18 protein-coding genes are annotated in these 26,636 nt (G+C 54.9%); 14 read left to right on the forward strand and 4 right to left on the reverse strand.

All coding sequences use genetic code 11. The annotated features are described in order from the left end of the window. Positions 1–152 precede the first annotated feature (152 nt). The 6 genes from lrp to AC6I7A_RS06225 all read left to right on the forward strand — a co-directional run bounded on the left by lrp (position 153) and on the right by AC6I7A_RS06225 (position 9,271). Entirely contained in the window at positions 153–647 is a 495-nt protein-coding gene (gene lrp, locus AC6I7A_RS06200) for a leucine-responsive transcriptional regulator Lrp (RefSeq protein WP_006118610.1), read from the forward strand. A gap of 118 nt (positions 648–765) precedes the next feature. After that, on the forward strand, positions 766–4,275 hold the full coding sequence (locus AC6I7A_RS06205; protein WP_058957461.1) for a DNA translocase FtsK 4TM domain-containing protein: 3,510 nt from the start codon (positions 766–768) through the stop codon (positions 4,273–4,275). Between the two features lie 177 nt (positions 4,276–4,452). Continuing rightward, positions 4,453–5,064 (forward strand): outer membrane lipoprotein periplasmic chaperone LolA, encoded by a 612-nt coding sequence (gene lolA / locus AC6I7A_RS06210; RefSeq protein ID WP_009091130.1) that lies wholly within the window; start codon positions 4,453–4,455, stop codon positions 5,062–5,064. A gap of 7 nt (positions 5,065–5,071) precedes the next feature. Beyond that, the gene (locus tag AC6I7A_RS06215; protein ID WP_058957460.1) at positions 5,072–6,415 is read left to right on the forward strand and encodes a replication-associated recombination protein A; all 1,344 of its coding nucleotides are present in this window, start codon (positions 5,072–5,074) and stop codon (positions 6,413–6,415) included. 92 nt (positions 6,416–6,507) lie between these two features. Next, the gene (gene serS, locus AC6I7A_RS06220) at positions 6,508–7,800 is read left to right on the forward strand and encodes a serine--tRNA ligase (RefSeq protein ID WP_058957459.1); all 1,293 of its coding nucleotides are present in this window, start codon (positions 6,508–6,510) and stop codon (positions 7,798–7,800) included. 319 nt (positions 7,801–8,119) lie between these two features. Next, positions 8,120–9,271: an MFS transporter gene (locus AC6I7A_RS06225; protein ID WP_058957478.1), complete on the forward strand. Its 1,152-nt coding sequence runs from the start codon at positions 8,120–8,122 to the stop codon at positions 9,269–9,271. Positions 9,272–9,324: 53 nt separating this feature from the next. Here AC6I7A_RS06225 and pflA read toward each other — a convergent pair whose 3' ends face one another. The 4 genes from pflA to ycaO all read right to left on the reverse strand — a co-directional run bounded on the left by pflA (position 9,325) and on the right by ycaO (position 15,580). Beyond that, positions 9,325–10,065 (reverse strand): pyruvate formate lyase 1-activating protein, encoded by a 741-nt coding sequence (gene pflA, locus AC6I7A_RS06230; RefSeq protein WP_058957458.1) that lies wholly within the window; start codon positions 10,063–10,065, stop codon positions 9,325–9,327. 164 nt (positions 10,066–10,229) lie between these two features. Next, positions 10,230–12,512: a formate C-acetyltransferase gene (gene pflB / locus AC6I7A_RS06235; RefSeq protein ID WP_009091120.1), complete on the reverse strand. Its 2,283-nt coding sequence runs from the start codon at positions 12,510–12,512 to the stop codon at positions 10,230–10,232. 72 nt (positions 12,513–12,584) lie between these two features. Beyond that, complete coding sequence (focA, locus tag AC6I7A_RS06240) at positions 12,585–13,445, reverse strand: formate transporter FocA (RefSeq protein WP_009091118.1); 861 nt, start codon at positions 13,443–13,445, stop codon at positions 12,585–12,587. Between the two features lie 371 nt (positions 13,446–13,816). Continuing rightward, on the reverse strand, positions 13,817–15,580 hold the full coding sequence (gene ycaO, locus AC6I7A_RS06245) for a 30S ribosomal protein S12 methylthiotransferase accessory factor YcaO (RefSeq protein WP_058957457.1): 1,764 nt from the start codon (positions 15,578–15,580) through the stop codon (positions 13,817–13,819). Positions 15,581–15,894: 314 nt separating this feature from the next. On the opposite strand from ycaO, the gene serC reads away from it, so the two are divergent. The 8 genes from serC to lpxK all read left to right on the forward strand — a co-directional run bounded on the left by serC (position 15,895) and on the right by lpxK (position 26,609). Then, positions 15,895–16,980 (forward strand): 3-phosphoserine/phosphohydroxythreonine transaminase, encoded by a 1,086-nt coding sequence (serC, locus tag AC6I7A_RS06250; RefSeq protein ID WP_058957456.1) that lies wholly within the window; start codon positions 15,895–15,897, stop codon positions 16,978–16,980. Between the two features lie 82 nt (positions 16,981–17,062). Then, positions 17,063–18,349 carry a 3-phosphoshikimate 1-carboxyvinyltransferase gene (gene aroA, locus AC6I7A_RS06255; protein ID WP_058957455.1) on the forward strand — a complete coding sequence of 429 codons (1,287 nt, stop codon included), beginning with the start codon at positions 17,063–17,065 and terminating at the stop codon, positions 18,347–18,349. A gap of 198 nt (positions 18,350–18,547) precedes the next feature. Beyond that, positions 18,548–19,234 carry a (d)CMP kinase gene (gene cmk / locus AC6I7A_RS06260; RefSeq protein ID WP_046101522.1) on the forward strand — a complete coding sequence of 229 codons (687 nt, stop codon included), beginning with the start codon at positions 18,548–18,550 and terminating at the stop codon, positions 19,232–19,234. A gap of 108 nt (positions 19,235–19,342) precedes the next feature. After that, the gene (rpsA, locus tag AC6I7A_RS06265; protein ID WP_009091109.1) at positions 19,343–21,016 is read left to right on the forward strand and encodes a 30S ribosomal protein S1; all 1,674 of its coding nucleotides are present in this window, start codon (positions 19,343–19,345) and stop codon (positions 21,014–21,016) included. An 82-nt stretch (positions 21,017–21,098) separates the two neighbouring features. Beyond that, the gene (gene ihfB / locus AC6I7A_RS06270; RefSeq protein ID WP_003849360.1) at positions 21,099–21,383 is read left to right on the forward strand and encodes an integration host factor subunit beta; all 285 of its coding nucleotides are present in this window, start codon (positions 21,099–21,101) and stop codon (positions 21,381–21,383) included. Positions 21,384–21,587: 204 nt separating this feature from the next. Further along, the gene (locus AC6I7A_RS06275) at positions 21,588–23,843 is read left to right on the forward strand and encodes a DNA internalization-related competence protein ComEC/Rec2 (RefSeq protein WP_058957477.1); all 2,256 of its coding nucleotides are present in this window, start codon (positions 21,588–21,590) and stop codon (positions 23,841–23,843) included. A 34-nt stretch (positions 23,844–23,877) separates the two neighbouring features. Then, on the forward strand, positions 23,878–25,626 hold the full coding sequence (msbA, locus tag AC6I7A_RS06280) for a lipid A ABC transporter ATP-binding protein/permease MsbA (protein ID WP_046101523.1): 1,749 nt from the start codon (positions 23,878–23,880) through the stop codon (positions 25,624–25,626). Beyond that, positions 25,623–26,609, forward strand: coding sequence for a tetraacyldisaccharide 4'-kinase (lpxK, locus tag AC6I7A_RS06285; protein ID WP_058957454.1), 987 nt, complete (start codon positions 25,623–25,625; stop codon positions 26,607–26,609). The genes msbA and lpxK overlap by 4 nt, the downstream gene beginning before the upstream one ends. Positions 26,610–26,636: the final 27 nt, after the last annotated feature.

Raw genomic sequence — 26,636 nt, forward strand, 5'->3', positions numbered from 1 at the left:
ATGGATAATGACGCATGATGTGGACAGACAGCATGCGTCATATCGATAAGTCTCACCCACAGGCTCTGTTAGCTCACTTCAAAAATGCCCCGAACAATGAGCGTTTTCAGGGTGTGGCAGGTAAAGGGAAGGAATGAAGAGAGACAATAATAATGGTAGATAATAAGAAACGCCCCGGGAAAGATCTCGACAGAATTGACAGGAACATTCTGAACGAACTTCAGAAAGATGGTCGTATTTCAAACGTAGAGCTTTCCAAACGCGTAGGATTATCGCCTACGCCATGTCTTGAGCGCGTGCGCCGTCTCGAACGTCAGGGATTTATTCTTGGCTACACCGCACAGCTGAACCCGCACTATCTTGATGCTTCTCTGCTGGTATTCGTTGAGATTACTCTGAATCGTGGTGCGCCGGATGTGTTTGAGCAATTTAACGCCGCTGTGCAAAAACTTGAGGAAACTCAAGAGTGTCACCTCGTTTCCGGTGATTTCGACTACCTGCTGAAAACGCGCGTTCCTGACATGTCTGCCTACCGTAAGTTGCTGGGTGAGACCCTGTTGCGCCTGCCGGGCGTAAACGACACGCGAACCTATGTCGTCATGGAAGAGGTCAAACAGAGCAATCGCCTGGTGATCAAGACTCGCTGATGCGGGGCAGGTGCAAAACCTGAGATATTTCGGTACACTCCTGTGAATTCATACAGGATCAGCGTCGGGCTTGCCCGACGCTGTTGCTTCTTACTTTACAGGCACCTGGAGAGTCCTCTTGAGCCAGGAATATACAGAAGATAAAGACGTTACGTTACAGTCGCTGAGCAGTGGACGTCGTCTGCTGGAAGCGTTGCTCATTCTGGTGGCGCTGTTTGCCATCTACCTGATGGTTTCACTGGTCAGTTTTAACCCTTCCGACCCGAGCTGGTCGCAAACGGCCTGGCATGAGCCTATTCACAATATCGGCGGCAGCGTCGGTGCCTGGCTGGCTGACACCTTACTTTTCATCTTTGGTGTAATGGCGTACGCCATTCCGCCGGTTATCCTGGGTCTGTGCTGGATTGCCTTCCGTCAGCGCGATAATCAGGACTATTTTGACTACTTTGCTGTCGGGCTGCGCCTGATCGGCGTTCTTGCGCTGGTGGTTACCACCTGTGGCATGGCGGCACTCAACGCAGATGATATCTGGTACTTTGCCTCAGGCGGGGTGATCGGCAGCCTGGTGAGTAATGCCATCGCTCCCTGGTTCAGTCCGGCTGGCGGCACGCTGATGCTGCTCTGCGTCTGGGCGGCAGGTATCACGCTGTACACTGGCTGGTCATGGCTCACTATCGCCGAGAGAATTGGTGGGGTCGTGATGGGCGTTCTGACCTTTGCCAGCAACCGCTCCCGTCACGATGAACCCTGGCAGGAAGAGGATGAACAGGATTCGCGTGAGTATGATGACGCGCCTGTGCTGCATACCGACGATCAGGATGATGATGTGCTGCTGTCTGCCCCCCGCAAAGCCGCTGAACCCTCACCGTCTGAGCAGGATCCGTTGCTGGCTAAAGCCGCCGCAGCCACCAGCGCGGCCGTCGCCACTACCGCAGAAGCAGCCGATGTGCTGCTGACTCCGGCTGCGCCTGTTGCAGCGGCAACGCCAGGAACTGCTGCGTCCGCGGCGCCTGCAGCCGTACCGCCGTCAGCGGTGCATCCAGCAGCAGAAAGCCTGTCGGCCTCGCAGCCAGCTGCGCCTGTGCAGCCGGCACCGGCGCAGAGCGCCCCTGCTTATGCGGCAGCGTCTGCGCCGACGGCAACGCAGAGTGCATCTGCGCCTGCTGCCGCACCTCCGCTTTATCACTTTGAAATGCCTGACGAGGCGCCAGCGGCTCCGGCGTTCAGTGCCTGTGACGATGATGAGCCGAAAATGGGGAACTGGCGCGACACGCCGGTCAACCCTGTGGTGCCCGCCGCAACAGCCGCGGTCACCGCCGCTGCCGCTGCCTCCCGAACCGCGACGCGCACGGCCCCGGTCTTTGACCTGGCACCTGAAACGAATCTGAATCCGCAGGTTAAGCAGGGTATTGGCCCGGCATTGCCGCGTCCTAATCCGGTAAAACTGCCTACCCGCCGTGAGCTGGCCTCGTATGGTATTAAGTTACCTTCGCAGCGTATGGCTGAAGAGAAAGCGAAAGCGGAAAGCGCTGAATCAACTGCGGCTGCATCCGATCTTCCGACTCAGGAGGCTGAAGAAGCGCAGCAGCAGGCTGAACTGCGCCAGGCCTTCCAGTCTGAACAGCAGCAGCGGTATGGCGCCGGCTGGCAGCAGGATGATGAGGAAGAACAGGAGGCGCAGCAGCAGGCCGCCCTGGCGCGGCAGTTCGCCGAACAGCAGCAGCAGCGCTATGAACCTCAAGAGCGAAAAGAACCGGTCTTTAATCTGGATACCGCGTCAGCCTTTGATTTTTCGCCAATGAAAGATCTGGTTGATGAAGGCCCGTCTGAACCGCTGTTCACCATTGCCGCTACGCCGGAACCGGAAGCGCCGGCGGTTTCACATGAACCCTGGCAGCAGGTGCGTGAGGTGTCAGAACCGCAGGCTCCGGCTCAGGTTCCGGCTCCCCCACGCTATGCGCCGGCAGAGCCCGCCTATGCTCCGCCAGCGGCTCCTGCTTATCATGCACCGGCTGCGGACAATGCTGCGCCCGCTTATGGTTCGCCTGTGGCACCGGTTCAGCCGGTTGAAGAAGCGAAGCCGTCACTGCATGACAGCCTGATCCACCCATTCCTGATGCGCCATGAGCAGCCGCTGGAGAAACCTTCCACACCGCTGCCTTCGCTGGATCTGCTGACCGCACCGCCGGAAGAGGAAGAGCCGGTAGATATGTTCTCGCTGGAGCAGACTGCCCGCCTGGTGGAGTCGCGTCTGGGTGACTATCGCGTCAAGGCGGAGGTGGTCGGCATTTCACCGGGGCCGGTCATCACCCGTTTCGAGCTTGACCTGGCGCCGGGTGTGAAAGCGGCACGTATCTCCAACCTGTCACGCGATCTGGCTCGCTCACTGTCGACAGTCGCGGTGCGTGTGGTGGAAGTCATCCCAGGCAAACCTTATGTCGGTCTGGAACTGCCTAACAAGCATCGTCAGACCGTCTATCTGCGTGAAGTAGTGGATTGTCCTAAATTCCGTGACAATACCTCTCCGCTGGCTGTGGTGCTGGGTAAAGACATTGCCGGTCAGCCAGTCGTCGCCGATCTGGCGAAAATGCCTCACCTGCTGGTTGCCGGTACGACCGGTTCCGGTAAATCGGTGGGCGTAAACGCCATGATCATCAGCATGCTTTACAAGGCGACGCCGGAAGAAGTGCGCTTCATCATGATCGACCCGAAAATGCTCGAACTGTCGGTCTATGAAGGCATTCCGCACCTGCTGACGGAAGTGGTAACCGACATGAAGGATGCGGCGAATGCGCTGCGCTGGAGCGTGGGTGAGATGGAGCGTCGCTACAAGCTGATGTCGGCGCTGGGCGTGCGTAACCTGGCGGGTTACAACGAAAAAGTTGAGCAGGCGGAAGCGATGGGACGGCCGATTCCTGATCCGTTCTGGAAGCCGGGTGACAGTATGGATATGACGCCGCCGGTGCTGGAGAAACTGCCTTACATCGTAGTGATGGTCGATGAGTTTGCTGACCTGATCATGGCGGTCGGTAAAAAGGTTGAAGAGCTGATTGCGCGTCTGGCACAGAAAGCCCGTGCTGCCGGTATTCACCTGGTGCTGGCCACACAGCGTCCTTCTGTCGATGTTATTACCGGTCTGATTAAAGCGAATATCCCGACACGTATCGCCTTTACCGTTTCCAGCAAAATTGATTCACGCACCATCCTCGATCAGGGTGGCGCAGAGTCGCTGCTGGGTATGGGTGACATGCTCTACATGCCGCCAAACTCCTCAATACCGATTCGTGTTCATGGCGCGTTTGTTCGCGACCAGGAAGTGCACGCGGTGGTTCAGGACTGGAAAGCGCGTGGCCGTCCGCAATATATCGAAAATATTACGGCGGGCGAAGAGAGCGAAAGTGCCGGTGGAATGGAGAGTGATGAAGAGCTGGATCCGCTGTTCGATCAGGCTGTCAGCTTTGTCATCGACAAGCGCCGCGCGTCCATTTCAGGCGTGCAGCGTCAGTTCCGTATCGGCTATAACCGCGCGGCACGGATCATTGAACAGATGGAAGCGCAGGGTATCGTCTCTGCACCCGGACACAATGGCAACCGTGAAGTGCTGTCGCCACCGCCACACGATATGTAACGGTTAACAGGTTGTAACACGTCTTGATGAGCCAGTTCCGACTGGCTCATTGTTTTTATGCGGTTTATCCCCCATATCTGAATCAGCTTTCGGTTTTTTCCTCTATCCTGATGGCGGAACGGCGACCAGGCTTAAAGCAGTCATCGATGGGAACGTTTAAATAAGGAATTGAAGCAGATGAAATTACGCGTAATCGCTCTGGGCCTGTTGGCCACCTTTGCTTCAGCCAGCGTGCTGGCTGATGCGTCCAGTGATCTGCAACAGCGCCTGAATAAGGTCAGCAGCTTCCACGCCAGCTTCACACAAAAAGTCACGGACAGCAGTGGCGCCAGCGTGCAGGATGGTGAAGGCGAGCTGTGGGTCAAGCGTCCCAGCCTGTTTAACTGGCATATGACCGCCCCGGACGAAAGCATCATCATCTCTGACGGCAAATCGCTGTGGTTCTACAACCCGTTTGTTGAACAGGCGACGGTCAGCCTGCTGCAGAATGCGACGAGCAACACGCCGTTTATGCTGATTGCCCGCAATCAGTCCAATGACTGGAAGCAGTACAACATCAAACAGCAGGGCGACAATTTCGAACTGACGCCGAAAAGCAGTGACGGCAATCTGAAACAGTTTACGATTCAGGTAACGCCTGGCGGAACCATCAATCGCTTCAGCGCGGTGGAACAGGATGGGCAACGCAGCGATTATCAGCTGAAAAGTCAGCAGAATGGTGCAATCAGCCCGGACAAATTCACGTTCACACCGCCAAAAGGCGTGACGGTGGACGACCAACGTCAGTGAGGTCACGGTGAGTAACCTGTCCCTGGATTTTTCCACCGAAAATTTCAAACCTCTGGCCGCGCGTATGCGGCCAGAAACGTTGAAACAGTACATTGGTCAGCAACATCTGCTGGGTGCCGGTAAACCGCTGCCGCGTGCCATTGAGGCAGGGCACCTGCACTCCATGATCCTCTGGGGACCCCCCGGGACCGGCAAGACCACGCTGGCTGAAATCATTGCGCACTATGGCAATGCCGATGTGGAGCGTATCTCAGCCGTGACCTCCGGGGTTAAAGAGATCCGGGAGGCCATTGAGCGTGCCAGGCAGAATAAGCAGGCCGGGCGACGGACGATCCTGTTTGTGGACGAGGTGCACCGGTTCAACAAAAGCCAGCAGGATGCTTTTTTACCCCACATCGAAGATGGCACCATTACTTTTATTGGTGCCACTACAGAAAACCCCTCTTTTGAACTCAACTCGGCATTACTGTCGCGCGCCCGCGTCTATCTGCTGAAATCCCTGACGCTGGAAGATATCGAGCAGGTGCTGGATCAGGCGATGCAGGACAAAACGCGTGGCTACGGCGATACAGATATTGTCCTGCCGGACAACACGCGCAGAATGATCGCTGAGCTGGTGAATGGCGATGCGCGTCGGGCACTGAACACGCTGGAGATGATGGCCGATATGGCCGAAACCACCGCATCCGGCCAGCGGGAGCTCACGCCCCGGTTGCTTAATGAAGTGTCTGGCGAGCGTTCGGCGCGTTTCGACAACAAAGGTGACCGCTTTTACGATCTGATTTCGGCGCTGCACAAATCCGTGCGTGGCTCTGCGCCTGATGCGGCGCTCTACTGGTATGCACGTATTATCACCGCCGGGGGCGATCCGCTCTATGTGGCGCGCCGGTTACTGGCTATCGCCTCTGAGGATGTCGGCAATGCCGATCCGCGCGGGATGCAGGTCGCTATTGCCGCATGGGACTGTTTCACACGCGTAGGCCCGGCAGAAGGGGAGCGCGCCATTGCGCAGGCGATTGTTTATCTGGCCTGCGCACCGAAGAGTAATGCCGTTTATACCGCCTTCAAGGCCGCCATGCGGGATGCCCGTGACCATCCGGATTTCGATGTGCCGGAACACCTGCGCAACGCGCCAACGAAGCTGATGAAAGAGATGGGACTCGGCAAAGAGTATCGCTACGCCCACGATGAAACCAACGCCTATGCCGCAGGTGAAGTCTATTTCCCGCCGGAACTGGCTGACACCCGCTATTACCGTCCCACCCAGCGCGGGCTTGAGGGCAAGATTGGCGAAAAGCTAAGCTGGCTGGCTGAACAGGATCAAAATAGCCCGACAAAACGCTACCGCTGAAACAGACGTTACGGTAATGTGGGCAATGTTTTCAACGCATTCCACCGGAGTGCGTCCCTTCTTTCAACCAACTTTTTAAACACAGGATAAGCATGCTCGATCCCAATCTGCTGCGTAACGAGCCAGACGCAGTCGCAGAAAAACTGGCACGCCGGGGATATAAACTGGATGTGGAAACGCTGCGTTCGCTGGAAGAGCGTCGCAAGGTCCTGCAGGTAGAAACAGAGAACTTGCAGGCAGAGCGTAACTCCCGATCCAAATCCATCGGTCAGGCCAAAGCCCGTGGGGAAGATATCGAGCCGCTGCGTCAGGAAGTGAACGCGCTGGGCGAACGCCTGGATGCCGCAAAAGCAGAACTGGATGAACTGCAGAATCAAATCCGTGACTTTGCGCTGGCACTGCCGAACATTCCGGCAGACGAAGTGCCGCTGGGTAAAGATGACAGCGAAAACCAGGAAGTCAGTCGCTGGGGAACCCCGCGTCAGTTTGATTTCCAGGTTAAAGATCACGTTGAGCTGGGTGAAGCAGCCAAAGGCCTGGATTTTGCGGCCGCCGTAAAACTGACCGGTTCGCGCTTTGTCGTGATGCAGGGACAGATTGCCCGCCTGCACCGTGCGCTGAGTCAGTTTATGATTGACCTGCACACTGAGCAGCATGGTTACCTGGAAACCTATGTGCCTTATCTGGTTAACCACGAAACGCTTTACGGTACCGGACAGCTGCCGAAATTTGGCGAAGATCTGTTCCACACGCGCCCGCTGGAAGAGGAGTCAGACAGCAGCCACTATGCCTTGATTCCGACTGCAGAAGTGCCGCTGACTAACCTGGCGCGTGACGAAATCCTCGAAGAGGAGAGCCTGCCGGTCAAACTGACCGCGCATACGCCGTGCTTCCGTTCTGAAGCGGGTTCGTACGGCCGTGATACCCGCGGTCTGATCCGTATGCACCAGTTCGATAAAGTGGAAATGGTTCAGATTGTCAGCCCGGAGCAGTCGATGGATGCGCTGGAAGAGCTGACAGGGCACGCCGAGAAAGTGTTGCAGTTGCTGAACCTGCCTTATCGTAAGGTTTTACTCTGCACTGGCGACATGGGCTTTGGATCGACCAAAACCTACGATCTTGAAGTGTGGTTACCGGCTCAGAACACCTATCGTGAAATCTCCTCCTGCTCGAACATGGGCGATTTCCAGGCGCGTCGTATGCAGGCACGTTGCCGCAATAAACAGGATAAGAAACCACGGCTGGTTCATACCCTGAACGGCTCGGGGCTGGCTGTAGGCCGTACCCTGGTTGCGGTGCTGGAAAACTATCAGCAGGAAGATGGCCGCATTATTGTGCCTGAGGTTTTACGCCCGTATATGAATGGCGCTGAGATCATTGGCTGAGCAAGCCTGACGGACTAAACCCGGCGCCAGCCGGGTTTTTTTATGCCCGCAGTTTTCACTACCCTGCCTGATTAGCGTCAAATGCATCACAAATAAACGTTATCGAAAGCAGATGGGCCGTAATGCTTAAAAATCTGTATTTTCATAGAGATAGCATTTGATGTCCTGATGCCCTGTCGGATTGTAACCCACTGAAGATTAGTAAATTAAATTGTCGGACAGCAAAATGTGCTGCTGCTAAATGGCACCCATTGACTTTAAAAAAGCCAGTGGCAAACTGCGCGCAATTTCCCTTTATCTGTTCTGGTTTCGATCCCCTATGTCAACCTGGTCACGCCCTGTGATTTTGCTGCTTTGCGGCCTGATGTTAATGACCGTAGCCATCGCCGTACTGAATACGCTGGTTCCACTGTGGCTGACCCATGACTTACTGACAACCTGGCAGGTGGGCATCGTAAGCTCCTCTTATTACACCGGTAATCTTGCAGGCACGCTGCTGGCTGGCTGGTTGATCAGACACTACGGATTTAATCGCAGCTATTACCTGGCAACCGGACTTTTTGCTGTCGCCACGCTTTGCCTTGCGACTCTGGAAGGCTTCTGGGCATGGAGTTCGCTGCGCTTTATTGCGGGCGTGGGCTGTGCGCTGATGTGGGTGGTGGTTGAAAGTGCGCTACTCTGCAGTGGAACGGTACGTAACCGCGGTCAGCTTCTGGCAGCCTATATGATCGTCTACTACCTGGGCACGGTGGCCGGTCAGTTGCTGGTCAGCAGACTCTCAACAGAGCTGCTAAGTGTGATCCCCTGGGTCACGTCGCTGGTGTTCTGCGCGGTACTGCCGCTGGTCTTTACCCGCGTCTCCGCCAGCGCAGACGCGGCGGAGCCCGTACCGGCCCGCATCTGGCCTATGCTTCGTCGCCGCAGTTCGCGCCTTGGCATCAATGGCTGCATTATCTCCGGTATCGTCCTGGGTTCACTTTACGGTCTGATGCCGCTTTACCTGTCGCATCAGGGAATGAGTGATGCTCATGTGGGCTACTGGATGGCGTTACTGGTCAGTGCCGGGATTGTGGGTCAGTGGCCCATCGGCCGTCTGGCTGACCGCTTTGGTCGCATGCTGGTGCTGCGGGTGCAGGTCTTTGTGGTTATCCTGGGGGCGATGGCGATGCTGGCCAATGCCGCAATGGCACCGTCGCTGTTTGTGCTCGGCCTCGCGGGCTTTACACTCTATCCGGTGGCGATGTCCTGGGCCTGTGAGACGGTGTCACACCATGAGCTGGTTGCCATGAATCAGGCGCTGCTACTGAGTTATACCGTCGGCAGTCTGGCGGGACCGGCGATGACCTCCGTTCTGATGCAGAATTACTCTGATCGCTCACTGTTTATCATGATTGCGACGGTGGCGCTGATCTATCTGGTAATGCTGCTGCGTAAAGCGAATCATCATGCCACGCCAGTGGCGCATGCCTGATCGCGGAATAACAAAAAGGGAGCCACTGGCTCCCTTTTCTGGCATTAAACGGGTCAGTACATGACTTCGTGTCCGTAGCTGGCAAGAATATTTTTTACCCGCTCCATTGTCTCTTTCTTCGGCGGCTTCACGCCATCCAGCTTGTACTCTTCCCCCATCGCAATCCATTTGTGCTTACCCAGTTCGTGGTAAGGCAGCAGTTCAATCTTCTCAACATTCTCCATGTCGCGAGTGAATTCACCCAGCCGGTGCGCAGTATCATCATCGTCGGAATAGCCTGGCACCACGACAAAACGAATCCAGGTGCGTTTGCCTTTTTTCTGCAGGTAGCGGGCAAAGTCCAGCGTGCGATGATTCGACACGCCCACCAGAATCTGGTGGATATCGTCATTCATCTGCTTGAGGTCGAGCATCACCAGATCGGTCACGTCGAGCAGTTCATCGATCACCGGATCATAACGGCGGACAAAACCGTTGGTGTCGAGACAGGTATGAATGCCTTCCGCCTTGCAGGCACGAAACCAGTCGCGCACAAACTCAGCCTGAAGAATGGCTTCGCCTCCGGATGCGGTGACGCCACCGCCAGAGGCGTTCATGAAATGGCGATAGGAGAGCACATCCGCCATCAGGGCTTCGACGCTGATCTTTTTGCCACCATGGGTATCCCAGGTATCTCGATTGTGACAGTAAAGGCAGCGCATCAGGCAGCCCTGGAAGAAGGTAATGAAGCGGATGCCGGGACCATCGACGGTGCCGCAGGATTCAAATGAGTGGATACGACCGTTAACTGACATTGCGATGTTTTCTCCAGTGAGTCTGCCGTAACAGACGGCGCAATCTCTGTTGCGCTCAGGGCAGGAAATCGATTCTGGTGGACACCTTCACAGAGACGACCACCAGAACAGACTTTTAAATAAAAGGCTCCGCGAGGAGCCTTTTTAAGCGGGTAGGGCGGTGATTACAGTGACTGAGTAAAGGTACGGGTAATCACATCCTGCTGCTGCTCTTTAGTCAGCGAATTAAAGCGAACAGCATAACCGGAAACGCGGATGGTCAGCTGTGGATACTTCTCAGGATGCTCCATCGCGTCCAGCAGCATTTCACGGTTCATCACGTTGACGTTAAGATGCTGACCGCCTTCGATGCTGGCTTCATGATGGAAGTAACCATCCATCAGACCGGCAAGGTTGGTTTTCCGCACGTTATCATCTTTACCCAGCGCGTTCGGCACGATGGAGAAGGTGTACGAGATACCATCTTTCGCATAGGCAAACGGCAGTTTCGCAACGGAGGTTAGTGACGCTACCGCACCTTTCTGGTCGCGACCGTGCATCGGGTTAGCACCTGGTCCGAACGGTGCACCAGCGCGGCGTCCATCCGGGGTGTTACCGGTTTTCTTACCATATACCACGTTTGACGTAATGGTCAGGACAGACTGAGTCGGCACGGCATTGCGATAGGTGGTCAGCTTCTGGATTTTCTTCATGAAACGTTCAACCAGATCGCAGGCCAGGTCATCCACCCGCGGATCGTTGTTACCGAACTGCGGATATTCACCTTCGATATCGAAGTCAATTGCCAGGCCGTCTTCATCACGGATAGGTTTCACTTTGGCATATTTAATCGCGGAAAGTGAATCCGCCGCTACAGAGAGTCCCGCAATACCGCACGCCATGGTGCGATAGACGTCCCGGTCGTGTAAGGCCATCAGTGCCGCTTCGTAGCTGTACTTGTCATGCATGTAGTGAATGATGTTCAGCGAGGTCACATACTGTTTTGCCAGCCAGTCCATGAAGTGATCCATACGCTCCATGACGGTGTCGAAATTCAGCACGTCGTCGCTGATTTTGTCGCCTTTCGGGCCCACCTGCATTTTCAGTTTTTCATCAACACCGCCGTTGATTGCATAGAGCAGTGTTTTCGCCAGGTTGGCTCGCGCGCCAAAGAACTGCATTTGTTTGCCGACAATCATCGGGCTGACGCAGCAGGCAATGGCGTAGTCATCATTGTTGAAATCCGGACGCATCAGGTCATCGTTCTCATACTGCAGGGATGAGGTGTCGATAGAGACCTTAGCGGCAAATTTCTTAAAGTTAATCGGCAGTTTCTCTGACCACAGAATGGTCATGTTCGGCTCGGGTGACGGGCCCATGGTATAGAGGGTGTTCAGGAAGCGGAACGTGCTTTTTGAGACCAGCGTACGGCCATCAACGCCCATACCGGCCAGGGATTCAGTGGCCCAGATTGGGTCGCCTGAGAACAGCTCATCATATTCAGGTGTACGCAGGAAGCGGACCATGCGCAGTTTCATCACCAGATGGTCGATCAGCTCCTGGGCCTGTTCTTCTGTCAGCTTACCGGCTTTAAGGTCACGCTCAATGTAGACATCCAGGAAGGTGGATACGCGACCAAAGGACATCGCAGCACCATTCTGTGATTTCACGGCGGCCAGATAGCCGTAGTAGGTCCACTGTACCGCTTCGGCAGCGTTGGTGGCCGGGCCGGAAATGTCGTGGCCATATTTTGCCGCCATCTCTTTGATCTGCGCCAGCGCACGGTGCTGATCAGAGATCTCTTCACGCAGACGAATCGTTGCTTCGAGATTTACGCCATTCTCCAGATCGTTCTGCAGTGAGGTGAACTGTGCGAATTTATCCGCCATCAGGAAATCGATGCCGTAGAGCGCGACACGACGGTAGTCACCGATGATACGTCCGCGACCATACGCGTCCGGCAGACCGGTCAGAATACCGGATTTACGGCAGCGCAGGATGTCGGGTGTATAGACGTCGAACACACCCTGGTTGTGGGTTTTACGGTATTCGGTAAAGATTTTTTTCAGTGAAGGATCAAGCTCACGGCCATAAACTTTGCATGAGCCTTCCACCATTTTGATGCCGCCGTAAGGAATAATGGCGCGCTTCAGAGGGGCTTCAGTCTGCAGACCTACGATTTTTTCCAGTGGCTTGATGATGTAGCCAGCGTCATGTGAGGTGATGGTTGAAGCAAGATCGGTGTCAAAATCGACAGGCGCGTGGGTGCGGTTCTCAATTTTGATCCCTTCCAGCACGCTTTCCCACAATTTGGTAGTGGCTTCAGTTGCACCCGCCAGGAATGACTCATCACCTTCATAAGGGGTGTAGTTCTTCTGAATGAAATCGCGCACGTTGACGCTATTCTGCCATTCGCCTTCAGCAAATCCTTCCCATGCTGTGGCCAGTTTTGCATTAAGTTCGGTCATACTATACCTGCCTTAGATGAAGAGACTGTTACGGTCAGGCACAGCGGATGGGCTGTGCCATCAAAAATACGTTTAGTGTACCGGGTCACCTTTACGGAGATAGATCACCCAGTAAGTCAGACCAACCAGAACGCCGCCGCCAATAATGTTACCCAGGGTTACGGGAATCAGGTTGTCGAGAATAAAGTGAGTGACGGTCAGTGAGTGAAACTGTGCTGCTGTCGCCCCTGCCGCCTGCCAGAACTCGGGTGTCGCAAAGTCGCGGATAGTAATGGCATAGGGGATCAGAAACATGTTGGCGATACTGTGTTCGAAACCACTGGCTACAAACATCGAAACGGGCAGAATCATCACCACCAGCTTATCGGTCAGGCTACGGCCGGAATAACTCATCCAGACCGCGAGGCAGACCAGCAGATTAGCCAATGTGCCCAGGCAGACCGCTTCAATAAAGGTGTGGTGCATTTTGTGATCGGCGGTCTGCAGCACATTTAATCCCCAGGCACCGTTGGCAACCATATGTTGTCCGGCAAACCACATAAGTGCGACAAAGAAGAGGGCACCGCCCAGGTTACCGACATAAACGTTGATCCAGTTACGGGCCAGCTGGCCCCAGCTGATACGTCCACTGGCTTTGGCCACAACGATGAGGACCGTCGATGTGAAGAGATCGGCACCACACACGACAACCAGCATCAGGCCGAGTGAGAAGCAGATACCCCCAATCAGTTTGGCTATGCCATAGGGCATTGTGCCGCTGCCGGTGGTGGCTGTGATATAAAAAACGAATGCGATTGAGATAAATACGCCAGCGGTTAACGCCAGAAAGAAAGTGGTAAAGGGGTGTTTGGTGGCTTTATAAATTCCGGCATCTTCAGCAACTTTTGCCATTGCGGCCGGAAGTAATAGATTAAAAGGGTTGTCAGTTTTCACACTAACTTACTCCAGAAGTTGTCTGAAAAAATAGTAACAAAGGAGTAGTAGCAAGTAATTGATGTGGATCATGTTTGCCGGAACGGTAACCGTTTTGTCACAGGAAAACTGAATGATTTTGTTGTAAGATATTGAATTTATTTAATTAAATATTTTTTAAAATATGCAGGATTATTTTAATGTCAGGTCTGTGATTGCCTGCCCGGAATGGCATTTGTAGTTGATTGGTCATCCGCATGTTAAACAAAACAATGGGATGTTGCGGGAAAGGGATTTAATGCAGCTAATGTTTCATGAAAAGAAAATAGCATGGCACCCGGTAAATGCAGTGCCATGCTGGATCGACTATCGACCCGCTGACGCGTCAGGAATTACGCGTTTTTCCAGTAGTGGCGTTTGGCCGTTTGCAGTTTTTCGTAAGCCGCAAGCAGAGACTGATGAGCAGGGAATGCCAGCAGCTCATCATCAACCGCCTGAAGTCCGTTAAACGGCTGTTCACCACTGATGGCGGCCGAGGCGGCTTCCACTGCGCTTTCACCATACATCCGCGTGAAGGCATGATGGTATTGCAGCGGGTCACGCTCATCTTCCATCGCTAATAGCAGCAGGGTCTGCAGGCAGCGGTAGTAATTTGCCCGCTCTGGCGTAAAGACAGAGCTGTTAAATTCCATTGTCCACTCTGTCCAGATCAGGGCCTGCTCCAGATCGCCACCTGCCAGAGCCAGCATCGCCTTTAATTCACCCATACGCAGCGTCGACCAGCCGTTATCTTTACCGGTGGCCAGACCCAGCAGCTCGCGGACGCGGGTAAAGTCATCGAAACCTTCGTCATCCAGTTGCCCGATTAAATCGAGATACTCTTCCGGATTCCAGTTGCTGTCAGGCAGTGCCAGCAGGGTTTCACGTATGCCCGCTCCCATGCTGTTATTTGCCAGGAAGAGGTCTTCTGCCGGATAGATATCAGACATGCCAGGCACGATGATGCGACAGGCGTAGACACCCAGATGCTCATAGTCAGCGATATAGACTTCCTGATCTTCTGAAGCAAAGATCGCCATCAGTGTGGCAAACTCCTCTTCAGTGCTGCCCGCGAAGGACCAGTCCACAAAGGGATAATCCGCCGTCTCTTTAAACAGATCCCAGGAGATCAGGCCGCTTGAATCAATGAAATGGGTTTCAAGGTTGGCGTGCTCGGCGACTTCTTCATCGTCGAACGTCGGTGGGGTAAACACATCCAGATCTTTCAGGCTCCGGCCCTGCAGCAGCTCGGTGACGGTACGCTCCAGCGCAACGCCAAAATCGGGATGCGCCCCAAAGGAAGCAAAACAGGTCCCGTTGGCCGGGTTAAACAGCACCACGCAGATCACCGGATATTTACCGCCCAGTGAGGCGTCGTAGGCGAAAATCGGGAAACCTTCCGCTTCAAGACGGGCAATCGCTTCGATCACGTCAGGGTAGCGCTGCATCACCTCATCCGGGATCGCCGGCAGGCTGATAGCTTCAGCAATAATGCGGTTTTTGATGTAACGCTCAAACACCTCAGAGAGCCCCTGAACACGTGCTTCATTGGCCGTGTTGCCCGCCGACATGCCGTTAGAGACATAGAGGTTACCAATGATATTCATCGGGATATAAACAGTTTGCTGGTCGGACTGGCGGGTAAACGGCAGGGCACAGATGCCCCGTTCAGCATTACCGGACTGCAGATCGATTAATCCGGACGCCGTCAGCGCCTGGTCTGGATCGTAAAAGTCGCGCAGACGCGGGTCCAGAATCCCCTCAGGTAAAGATTCATCCTCAGGGACAGCAAACCATTTTTCATTGGGATAGTGAACAAAATCGCCGTTCGCGATCTTTTTTCCAAGCCAGAAGTCAGCAAAGAAATAGTTCGTTGAGAGACGCTCAAAATATTCGCCCAGCGCGGAGGCCAGCGCCGCTTTTTTACTGGCGCCTTTGCCGTTGGTAAAACAGAGCGGGCAATCGCGGTCGCGAATATGCACAGACCAGACATGGGGAACAGGATTCAGCCAGGAAGCTTCTTCAATATTAAAGCCAAGATCCTGCAGCTTATTCTGGAAACGCGCAATGGAGTCTTCCAGTGCGGCATCTTTGCCCGGGATAAATGTTTGCGTCATAGTGCCGCTCTCTCAGTTGTCATAGGGTGCGTAAAGCGCGCCATGATACGGATTTTGCCTGAAGACCGCTATCAGGGCGGGATAAATTTACCGCCGTAGTTTTCCATTACTTCGCTTTACCGGCCAGACGCACTTTTATCGTGCTGAACGACGCCTCACAAAATTTCGTGCAGGTTTGCATTAGTAACATAACATCCGGCGCGGCAGAGTCAGAAAATGTGACCGCCTCCTGATTTATGATTGCAGCTATCAGAATGCAGTGATAAAACCGGATGATTATTCATAACCGTTCGATATGACAGTGGTGAGGGGAAATGACGCAGGTTTATAATTTTAGCTCTGGCCCGGCGATGCTACCGGTAGAAGTGCTCCGTCGTGCAGAACAGGAACTGACGAACTGGCGCGGTCTGGGTACCTCTGTAATGGAGATCAGTCACCGCAGTAAAGAGTTTATTCAGGTGGCTGAGGAAGCCGAACAGGACTTCCGTGATCTGCTAAAAATCCCGGCCGGTTACAAAGTTTTATTCTGTCATGGGGGCGCACGTGCGCAGTTCGCTGCCGTGCCGGGCAATCTGCTGGGGTCCGCGACAACGGCCGACTATGTTGATGGCGGTTACTGGGCGCACAGTGCCATTAAAGAGGCGGAAAAGTATTGCTCCCCGCGTACGCTGGATGTCAAAACAACCCGTAACGGTAAACGTGCCATTCTGCCGATGCGCGAATGGGCCGTCAGCGAAGCGTCCGCTTACCTGCACTACTGTCCGAATGAGACCATCGACGGCATCGCTATTGATGAACAGCCCGATTTTGGCAGCAAGACCGTGGTCGCTGACTTCTCCTCTACCATTCTTTCACGTCCGATTGATGTCAGCCGTTACGGTGTGATCTATGCCGGCGCGCAGAAGAATGTGGGCCCGGCTGGTTTGACGCTGGTCATAGTACGCGAAGATCTGCTGGGTCAGGCACACAGCTCTGTTCCCTCTATCCTCGATTACAAAGTTCTGGCCGATAACGACTCCATGTTTAACACGCCACCGACTTTTGCCTGGTACCTTTCGGGTCTGGTGTTTAAATGGCTGAAAGAGAAAGGCGGTGTAGCTGAAATTGATCGCATCAATCAGGCAAAATCTGACCTGCTTTACGGTGTGATTGATGGCAGCGACTTCTATCGCAATGATGTGGCGACAGAAAACCGCTCGCGGATGAACATTCCTTTCCAGCTGGCCGATGCCTCACTGGATGCGCTGTTCCTGGAAGAGTCATTTAAGAATGGATTACATGCGCTTAAAGGACATCGTGTAGTAGGTGGTATGCGCGCCTCTATTTATAATGCGATGCCGCTGGAAGGTGTTAAGGCCCTGACCGACTTCATGGTAGATTTTGAACGCCGTCACGGCTAACCGATAAGATATCAGCGCTGATGCTGATGCCAGACCTCGTCCTGCGACGAGGTCTCTGTATTTTTTGAGGATTTCGTTTCACATGCAGGACTCCCTGACTCTCCAACCGATTGCGCGCGTCGACGGCACGGTAAATCTGCCTGGCTCCAAGAGCGTTTCCAATCGTGCACTGCTGCTGGCTGCACTGGCAAAAGGCACCACCCGACTCACCAATTTACTCGACAGCGATGATGTAAAGCACATGCTGAATGCGCTGACCGCACTGGGCGTCAGCTATACCCTTTCAGACGATCGCACCGTGTGTGAAGTGACGGGGAATGGCGGCCCGCTGCATGCCGCACAATCGCTGTCGCTGTTTCTGGGGAATGCCGGAACCGCAATGCGCCCGCTGGCAGCAGCACTTTGCCTGGGTCAGCACGATGTCGAACTGACCGGCGAACCACGCATGAAAGAGCGCCCAATCGGCCATCTGGTGGATGCGCTTCGTCAGGGTGGGGCGACCATTGAGTATCTGGAAAACGAACACTATCCGCCGCTGCGTTTACGCGGGGGATTTACCGGCGGTGACGTCAGTGTGGATGGCAGCGTCTCCAGTCAGTTCCTGACGGCACTGCTGATGACTGCGCCGCTGGCTCAGCAGGACACCTGCATCACCATTAAAGGCGATCTGGTATCGAAACCTTACATCGACATCACGCTCAATCTGATGCAGTGCTTTGGCGTCGACGTTGAAAATCAGAACTATCAACGCTTCCTGATCAAAGGTGCGCAGCAGTATCAGTCGCCAGGGGATTACCTGGTCGAAGGCGACGCCTCTTCCGCCTCCTATTTCCTGGCCGCCGCCGCGATTAAAGGCGGAACAGTTCGGGTCACCGGTATCGGACGTAAGAGTATGCAGGGTGACATCCGTTTTGCTGACGTGCTGGAAAAGATGGGCGCGAGCATTGAGTGGGGCGATGACTATATTGCCTGCACCGCCGGAAAACTGCAGGCGATCGACATGGATATGAACCATATCCCGGACGCGGCGATGACCATTGCGACCACGGCACTGTTTGCAGAAGGGACAACGCAGTTACGTAATATTTATAACTGGCGGGTAAAAGAGACCGACCGGCTGAGCGCCATGGCCACTGAACTGCGTAAAGTAGGCGCAGAGGTCGAAGAGGGCCATGACTACATCCGCATCACGCCGCCAGCGACACTGATTCATGCGGATATTGGCACCTATAACGATCACCGCATGGCGATGTGTTTTTCTCTGGTGGCGCTCTCTGATACGCCGGTCACCATTCTTGATCCAGGCTGTACGGCAAAAACCTTCCCGGACTATTTTGTGCAGCTCGGGAAAATCAGCCAGCGCGCCTGACAGACCTTCTCCGGTGCGTTCCCGCACCGGATTTTCCCTGATTTAATCTGGCTTTAATCGCCCGGATATCCTCTTATTTGACTAAATTTCCCCACCCGCTCAGTGCGAAAGGGTAACCAAGCACGGCTATGCAGCGTATAATGCTAACCATTAAGGGTGGCCGACAGGCCATGAAGCACGCAGCAACAGGAGGGAATAATGACAGTAACTGCCCCGGTCATAACTATCGATGGGCCAAGTGGCGCGGGGAAAGGAACCCTGTGCAAAGCCATGGCAGAATCGCTGCAGTGGCATCTGCTGGACTCCGGTGCTATTTATCGCGTGCTGGCGTTAGCCGCATTGCATCATCAGGTAGATATCGAATCGGAAGAGGCGTTAGTGCCGATTGCTGCACACCTTGATGTGCGCTTTGTCTCTCAAAAGGGTGAAATGCAGGTCATACTGGAAGGGGAGGATGTCACCGGCGAGATCCGTACGCAGGAGGTGAGCAACACCGCTTCCCGTGTCGCTGCCTTTCCCCGGGTGCGCGAAGCACTACTGCGCCGCCAGCGTGGTTTCCGCGAGATGCCGGGTCTGATTGCGGATGGCCGGGACATGGGCACCGTGGTTTTTCCTGATGCGCCAGTGAAAATTTTCCTGGATGCCGGCCCGGAAGAGCGCGCCCGGCGCCGTATGCTACAGTTGCAGGAAAAGGGCTTTAATGTTAACTTTGACCGCCTTTTAGCCGAGATAAAAGAGCGCGACGACCGCGATCGTAACCGCGCAATTGCGCCTCTGGTCGCCGCTGGCGATGCACTGGTATTAGACTCGACTGAGATGTCTATCGACCAGGTCATTGAAAAAGCGCTACACTATGCCCGCGAAAAGCTGGGCATCCCGGCTTAACTGAATTAATAACCCTGTACCACGGATCCGGTGCAGGGCATGTGAAACAACCCCATCCGACATGAAGTCAGATGGACGTTAAATTGAAGAATCCTGAAGATTATCAATATGACTGAATCTTTTGCTCAACTATTTGAAGAATCCTTAAAAACAATCGAAACCCGCCCGGGTTCTATCGTTCGTGGCATCGTCGTTTCTATCGACAAAGATGTCGTTCTGGTTGATGCGGGTCTGAAATCTGAATCTGCAATCCCTGCAGAGCAGTTCAAGAACGCAGCCGGCGAACTGGAAATCCAGGTTGGCGACGAAGTTGATGTTGCTCTGGATGCAGTGGAAGACGGCTTCGGTGAAACCCTGCTGTCCCGTGAGAAAGCTAAGCGCCATGAAGCATGGATCACGCTGGAGAAAGCTTACGAAGACGCTGAAACTGTTACCGGTGTTATCAACGGCAAAGTTAAAGGCGGCTTCACAGTTGAGCTGAACGGTATCCGTGCGTTCCTGCCAGGTTCACTGGTTGATGTGCGTCCGGTGCGCGATACGCTGCACCTGGAAGGCAAAGAGCTTGAGTTCAAAGTAATCAAGCTGGATCAGAAACGCAACAACGTCGTGGTTTCACGTCGTGCCGTTATCGAATCTGAAAACAGCGCAGAGCGCGATCAGCTGCTGGAAAACCTGCAGGAAGGCATGGAAGTTAAAGGTATCGTTAAGAACCTCACTGACTACGGTGCATTCGTTGATCTGGGCGGCGTTGACGGCCTGCTGCACATCACTGATATGGCGTGGAAGCGCGTTAAGCATCCAAGCGAAATCGTTAACGTTGGCGACGAAATCACCGTTAAGGTGCTGAAGTTCGACCGCGAGCGTACCCGTGTTTCTCTGGGTCTGAAGCAGCTGGGCGAAGATCCATGGGTTGCTATCGCTAAACGCTATCCGGAAGGCACCCGCCTGACCGGTCGTGTGACCAACCTGACTGACTACGGCTGCTTCGTGGAAATCGAAGAAGGCGTTGAAGGTCTGGTACACGTTTCTGAAATGGACTGGACCAACAAAAACATCCATCCGTCTAAAGTTGTTAACGTAGGCGATGTGGTTGAAGTTATGGTTCTGGACATCGACGAAGAGCGTCGTCGTATCTCCCTGGGTCTGAAGCAGTGTAAATCTAACCCATGGCAGCTGTTCGCTGAGACGCACAACAAAGGCGATCGTGTTGAAGGTAAAATCAAGTCAATCACTGACTTCGGTATCTTCATCGGCCTGGACGGCGGCATCGACGGTCTGGTTCACCTGTCTGACATCTCCTGGAACGCGACTGGCGAAGAAGCCGTTCGTGAGTACAAAAAAGGCGACGAAATCGCTGCCGTTGTACTGCAGGTTGATGCAGAGCGCGAGCGTATCTCTCTGGGCGTTAAACAGCTGGCAGAAGATCCGTTCAACAACTACATCACTCTGAACAAGAAAGGTGCGATCGTCACCGGTAAAGTGACTGCAGTTGATGCTAAAGGTGCTACAGTTGAATTAGCAGACGGCGTTGAGGGTTACCTGCGCGCTTCTGAAGCTTCACTGGACCGCATTGAAGACGCCACTCTGGTTCTGAACGTTGGCGACGACGTTGAAGCTAAGTTCACCGGCGTTGATCGTAAAAACCGTGTCGTAAGCCTGTCTGTCCGTGCGAAAGACCAGGCTGATGAGAAAGAAGCTATCAACACTGTTAACACCAAACAGGAAGAAGGCAACTTCTCTAACGCGATGGCTGAAGCGTTCAAAGCGGCTAAAGGCGAGTAATCGACCTGAAGCACCGGGTGGGCAACCACCCGGTTTCGGTAAAAGCTGTCATACTTTCCCTGAGGGATAAACCGGAGGTTACATGACCAAGTCAGAACTGATTGAAAGACTGGCGGGACAGCATACTCATATACCGGCGAAAGTCGTTGAGGATGCAGTAAAAGAGATGCTCGAGCACATGGCCACGACGCTGGCACAGGGTGAGCGCATCGAAATCCGGGGATTCGGCAGCTTTTCTTTGCACTATCGCGCTCCGCGCACCGGGCGTAACCCGAAAACGGGTGATAAAGTGGATCTGGAAGGTAAATACGTTCCCCACTTTAAGCCAGGTAAAGAGCTGCGCGATCGCGCAAATATTTACGGCTAAGCCGATACCGAACCCGATAAACGACATCTCCGGATGTCGTTTTTTTTTGCCCGCTATCCTGTCTGCGATCAGATATTCACGCTGTTCTTATCTGACGCTATCCATCACAAGTTTTTTGCGAGCCCGCTCGGGCCAGCGCAATTCTCTCCTGTTACTTTCTCCTGAGGGGTTCAGACTTACCGAACTGACCCGATGGATATGATTATGCTGACATGGACTGTTCTGGCGCGACTGACGATTGTGGCCACACTGCCGCTACTGCTGATGGCCCGGCTGCCTTCAGGCCAGATGATACTGATGTGTCTTCTTACCGGTCTGGCGCTGCTGCATTCTCCTTGTCAGCCCGTTCGTCTGATCGGTATCACGCTGCTGCTTCTGAGCTGGGCGTGCTACGACGCCCGTCTGATGGTGCGGGACATTGAACATTTCTCTGCACGTAACAGGAGCTACACGATTCAGATCGCTGAACTGCGCCAGGCGCGCAGGCAAATCCAGGTTCGCCTGCTGGAAGAAGAGGGCAGGAGGATATTTCCGCCGCGCTTCGCCTGGATCTATTTCGATGCTGACTCAGCGCTCTACTGTCCCGGACAGCGCTGGACGATGCAACTGCGTCTGCGACCGGTTCATGCCCGTCTCAACGAAGGCGATTTTGATGCCCAGCGTTTCGCACTCGCTAACAATACGCCGCTACAGGGTCGGATCCTGAAGCAGGTCGCAGTTGATGAGCGCTGTGACGCGCGCTGGCGGTTTATTCTGAGGCATCGGGAGAGCACCCGCGGCCTCGCTTCACGGGCGACGCTGGAAGCGCTGGCGTTTGGCGTTCGTGATGAGATGAGCCAGCAGACACGTCAGCTTCTGCGGGAGACGGGCACTGCGCATCTGATGGCGATCTCCGGTATGCACATCGCCTTAGCGGCCAGCACCGGCTGGCTGATTGCGCGCGGCGTTCAGTTCCTTTTGCCTGCCCGCTGTGTTGGCTATCTTTTTCCTCTCATCGTGAGCTGGCTGTTCGCCGCACTCTATACCTGGCTTTCAGGCGCGCAGCCGCCCGCAGAGCGTTCATTGCTTGCCCTGACGCTATGGGGAATAACCCGGACTGCCGGTATTCAGCTGAACAGCTGGCAGGTCTGGACATTCTGTATTGCACTGCTGCTGGTGGCAGAGCCCTTAACCGTACTCTCTGACAGTTTCTGGCTCTCGGTACTGGCTGTCGGCATGCTGCTGGTCTGGTATCACTGGTTTCCCTTGCCTGCCGCGCTTCGGCATCAACGACGCTGGCTGCCGCTTCAGCTGCTGCATCTGCAGGCGGGCATGATGATTTTAATGGTACCGCTGCAGGTGGCGATTTTTAACGGCATCAGCCTGACGGCCCTGGTGGCAAATTTCGTCGCGATTCCGGTTGTCTCATTCCTTACCATGCCCCTGATGACGCTCGCCATGCTGTTGCCGGTCACACAGCTCTCCGGCTTCTTCTGGAGCGCGGCCGATCTTTCCCTGCGAGCGCTGTTTTACTGCCTGAAGCAGCTGCCATCGGGCTGGTATCCACTGAGTGGCACAACCTGGTTTACGATCATGGTCTGGGGCGGCCTGATCCTCTGGCGCGCGCAGCTCTTTTTCGCTTTTCCTGCGAGCAGCAGCGCGATAGCCCTGGCGATGATACTCAGTCGCCAGCCCAATCAGGAACGGGGCTGGCGTATCGATATGCTGGATATCGGACACGGACTGAGCCTGGTGATCAGCCAGGGCGACGAGGCGGTGATCTATGACACCGGGCCACGCTGGCAGAACGATAATGCAGGCAGTCGGGTGATTATTCCGTGGCTGGAGCGCAGGCAGCTGCGCCTGAAGCAGGTGATCCTCAGCCATAAACATCTTGATCATACCGGCGGGCTGGATGCGATCAAAAAGCGCTGGCCCGCAGCGGAAATCAGAAGTGCGCTGGCGGACAGGACGCACTTACCCTGTGTGCGTGGCACGCAGTGGCGCTGGCGACAGCTCACTTTTCGGGTCATCTGGCCGCTGACGGCCCCCTTACCCGGTGGAAATAACGACTCCTGCGTGATGATTGTTGATGATGGTCAGGTGCGGCTGATGTTAACCGGCGATATTGAAGCCAGGGCGGAGCGTCAGCTGGTGGCCCTGGAAAAGGAGGGATTGAAGGTCGATATCCTGCAGGTGCCGCACCACGGCAGTCGCACTTCGTCCACCTCACTGCTGCTGCGCAAAGCGGCAGGTCACACCGCCATCGCCTCTCTGGCGCGCTACAATGCATGGCGTATGCCTGCAAAACGGGTCGTGGAAGCTTATCACGCCGCCGGTTTTCACTGGCTGGATACCGGGCAGTCAGGGCAAATCAGCATCAGGATAGAGCAGGGCAGCGTGCAGGTTTTCAGCCTGCGGGATCAATTAATGCCCCGTTGGTATCATCAGTGGTTTGGCGTCAAACGTGATTCCAGGTAGAATGGCCGGCTATTTCCAACAGCGTGAATAAATAATGCATCAAGATAAAGATCTCTCTACGTGGCAGACGTTCCGCCGACTCTGGCCGATGATCGCGCCAAATAAAGCGGGATTAATTGTGGCCTCTGTCGCCCTGATTATTAATGCTGCGGGCGACGCCTTAATGCTCTCCCTGTTGAAACCGTTACTGGATGATGGTTTTGGTAAAGCCGACCGGTCAGTGATGCTGTGGATGCCGTTGGTGGTGATCGGCCTGATGCTGGTACGTGGCGTAACCAGCTATATCTCCAGCTACTGCATCTCCTGGGTCTCCGGCAATGTCGTGATGAATATTCGCCGTCGCCTGTTCAGCCATATGATGGGCATGCCGGTTTCGTTTTTTGACCAGCAGTCGACCGGCACCCTGCTGTCGCGTATCACTTATGACTCTGAACAGGTCGCCTCCTCCTCTTCCGGTGCGCTGGTCACCGTGGTGCGTGAAGGGGCATCGATTATTGGCCTGTTCATCATGATGTTCTACTACAGCTGGCAGCTGTCGTTAATCCTGATCGTGCTGGCACCTATCGTCTCCTTTGCCATCCGCACCGTTTCTAAGCGCTTCCGTTCAATCAGCAAAAGTATGCAGAACACCATGGGGCAGGTGACCACCAGCGCCGAGCAGATGCTGAAAGGACATAAAGAGGTACTGATTTTTGGCGGTCAGGAAATTGAGTCAGAGCGCTTTAACCGCGTCAGTAACCGTATGCGTCAGCAGGGAATGAAGCTGGTCTCAGCCTCCTCTATTTCCGATCCGGTGATTCAGCTGATCGCCTCTCTGGCCCTGGCTTTTGTTCTTTACGCCGCCAGTTTCCCGAGCGTCATGGATACCCTGACCGCTGGCACCATCACCGTGGTCTTCTCTTCGATGATTGCTCTGATGCGCCCGCTTAAGTCTCTGACCAACGTCAATGCCCAGTTCCAGCGCGGCATGGCAGCCTGTCAGACCCTGTTCTCCATTCTGGACAGTGAACAGGAAGTGGACAATGGCACCCGCGAAATTACCCGCGCCAAAGGCGATATTGAGTTCCGCGACGTGACCTTTACCTATCCGGGCCGTGAAGTCCCGGCACTGCGCAATATCAATCTGTCGCTGCCCGCCGGAAAAACGGTCGCGCTGGTGGGCCGTTCCGGTTCCGGTAAGTCCACGATGGCGAGCCTGCTGACCCGCTTTTATGACATCCAGCAGGGTGAAATTCTGTTGGACGGTTTTGACCTGCGTGAGTACACCCTGCGTTCGCTGCGTAATCAGGTGGCGCTGGTGTCGCAGAATGTGCATCTCTTCAACGACACGATTGCCAATAACATCGCCTATGCGCGCAGTGAGCAATACAGCCGTGAAGAGATTGAACGGGCAGCGACCATGGCGCACGCCATGGACTTTATCAATAAAATGGATAAAGGCCTGGATACGGTCATTGGTGAGAATGGCGTACTGCTGTCTGGCGGCCAGCGTCAGCGTATTGCCATCGCCCGTGCCCTGCTGCGCGATTGTCCGATTCTGATCCTCGATGAAGCGACCTCAGCTCTGGATACCGAGTCCGAACGTGCGATTCAGTCAGCCCTGGATGAGTTGCAGAAGAACCGCACCTCGCTGGTGATTGCGCATCGACTCTCCACGATTGAAAAAGCGGATGAGATTGTGGTGATTGAAGATGGTCAGATCGTTGAACGCGGAACGCATCAGGTGCTGCTGGCTGAACGCGGTGCCTATGCCCAGCTGCACAAGATGCAATTCGGCCAATGATTGAACGTATCTGGAGTGGTCGCTCACCGCTGTGGCTTCTGCTCTGGCCATTAAGCCTGCTGTATGGGGCGATTACGGCTCTGATACGTTTCAGTTACCGCCGGGGCTGGCGAAAAAGCTGGCGTGCACCCTTGCCGGTTGTGGTGGTGGGTAACTTAACCGCTGGCGGCAACGGAAAAACGCCGGTGGTGATCTGGCTGGTTGAGGCGCTGCAGCAGCGCGGGCTGCGTGTGGGGGTCGTCTCCAGGGGATATGGCGGCAAGGCGGATCACTATCCGCTGCGGGTGACCAACCAGACCGGCACCGATCAGGCCGGGGATGAACCGGTCCTGATTGCCCAGCGCACCGGGGCACCGGTCGCGGTCGCCCCCCGGCGTCAACAGGCAATTGAGGCGTTACTACAGCAGGGCCCGCTGGATGTCATTATCACGGATGATGGCCTGCAGCATTACGCTCTGCAGCGCGACCGGGAAATTGTGGTGGTGGACGGCCAGCGTCGCTTCGGTAATGGCTGGTGGTTGCCCGCCGGTCCGATGCGCGAACGAGCCAGTCGTCTGCAGCAGGTTGATGCGGTAATCATCAACGGCGGCGATGCACTGGCTGGCGAGATTGCCATGCATCTCCAGCCTGGCCTGGCCACTAATCTGCTGACCGGCGAAACCTGTCCGTTGCAGCAGTTGGGTGCAGTGGTGGCGATGGCCGGTATTGGTCATCCGCCCCGCTTTTTCAACACCCTGAAGCAGCAGGGTATGACGCCGCTGGCAGAGGTCGCCTTTGCCGATCATCACGCCTACAGTGAAGATGAGCTGACCCGCTTACTGCAGCCGGGCCAGCAACTGCTGATGACTGAAAAAGATGCGGTGAAATGCCGCCCGTTTGCCCAGCCGTCGTGGTGGTATCTGCCGGTAGATGCCCGGTTATCCGGCCAGGCCGTGACGCCCTTACTGGACGATATCGAACAGCTCTGCCGCCGCACGCCCTGAACCCCCAATGCGCATTCAGGTGAGGCC

The organism is Type-F symbiont of Plautia stali, from assembly GCF_059731105.1.

Bases quoted from the DNA above. Each gene is read 5' to 3' on its own strand.
- pflA (WP_058957458.1), bottom strand. From the start codon at position 10,065: ATGTCAGTTAACGGTCGTATCCACTCATTTGAATCCTGCGGCACCGTC.
- AC6I7A_RS06275 (WP_058957477.1), top strand. From the start codon at position 21,588: ATGCTGACATGGACTGTTCTGGCGCGACTGACGATTGTGGCCACACTG.
- lolA (WP_009091130.1), top strand. From the start codon at position 4,453: ATGAAATTACGCGTAATCGCTCTGGGCCTGTTGGCCACCTTTGCTTCA.
- msbA (WP_046101523.1), top strand. From the start codon at position 23,878: ATGCATCAAGATAAAGATCTCTCTACGTGGCAGACGTTCCGCCGACTC.
- serS (WP_058957459.1), top strand. From the start codon at position 6,508: ATGCTCGATCCCAATCTGCTGCGTAACGAGCCAGACGCAGTCGCAGAA.
- rpsA (WP_009091109.1), top strand. From the start codon at position 19,343: ATGACTGAATCTTTTGCTCAACTATTTGAAGAATCCTTAAAAACAATC.
- ihfB (WP_003849360.1), top strand. From the start codon at position 21,099: ATGACCAAGTCAGAACTGATTGAAAGACTGGCGGGACAGCATACTCAT.
- serC (WP_058957456.1), top strand. From the start codon at position 15,895: ATGACGCAGGTTTATAATTTTAGCTCTGGCCCGGCGATGCTACCGGTA.
- cmk (WP_046101522.1), top strand. From the start codon at position 18,548: ATGACAGTAACTGCCCCGGTCATAACTATCGATGGGCCAAGTGGCGCG.
- aroA (WP_058957455.1), top strand. From the start codon at position 17,063: ATGCAGGACTCCCTGACTCTCCAACCGATTGCGCGCGTCGACGGCACG.
- lpxK (WP_058957454.1), top strand. From the start codon at position 25,623: ATGATTGAACGTATCTGGAGTGGTCGCTCACCGCTGTGGCTTCTGCTC.
- lrp (WP_006118610.1), top strand. From the start codon at position 153: ATGGTAGATAATAAGAAACGCCCCGGGAAAGATCTCGACAGAATTGAC.
- ycaO (WP_058957457.1), bottom strand. From the start codon at position 15,580: ATGACGCAAACATTTATCCCGGGCAAAGATGCCGCACTGGAAGACTCC.
- AC6I7A_RS06225 (WP_058957478.1), top strand. From the start codon at position 8,120: ATGTCAACCTGGTCACGCCCTGTGATTTTGCTGCTTTGCGGCCTGATG.
- pflB (WP_009091120.1), bottom strand. From the start codon at position 12,512: ATGACCGAACTTAATGCAAAACTGGCCACAGCATGGGAAGGATTTGCT.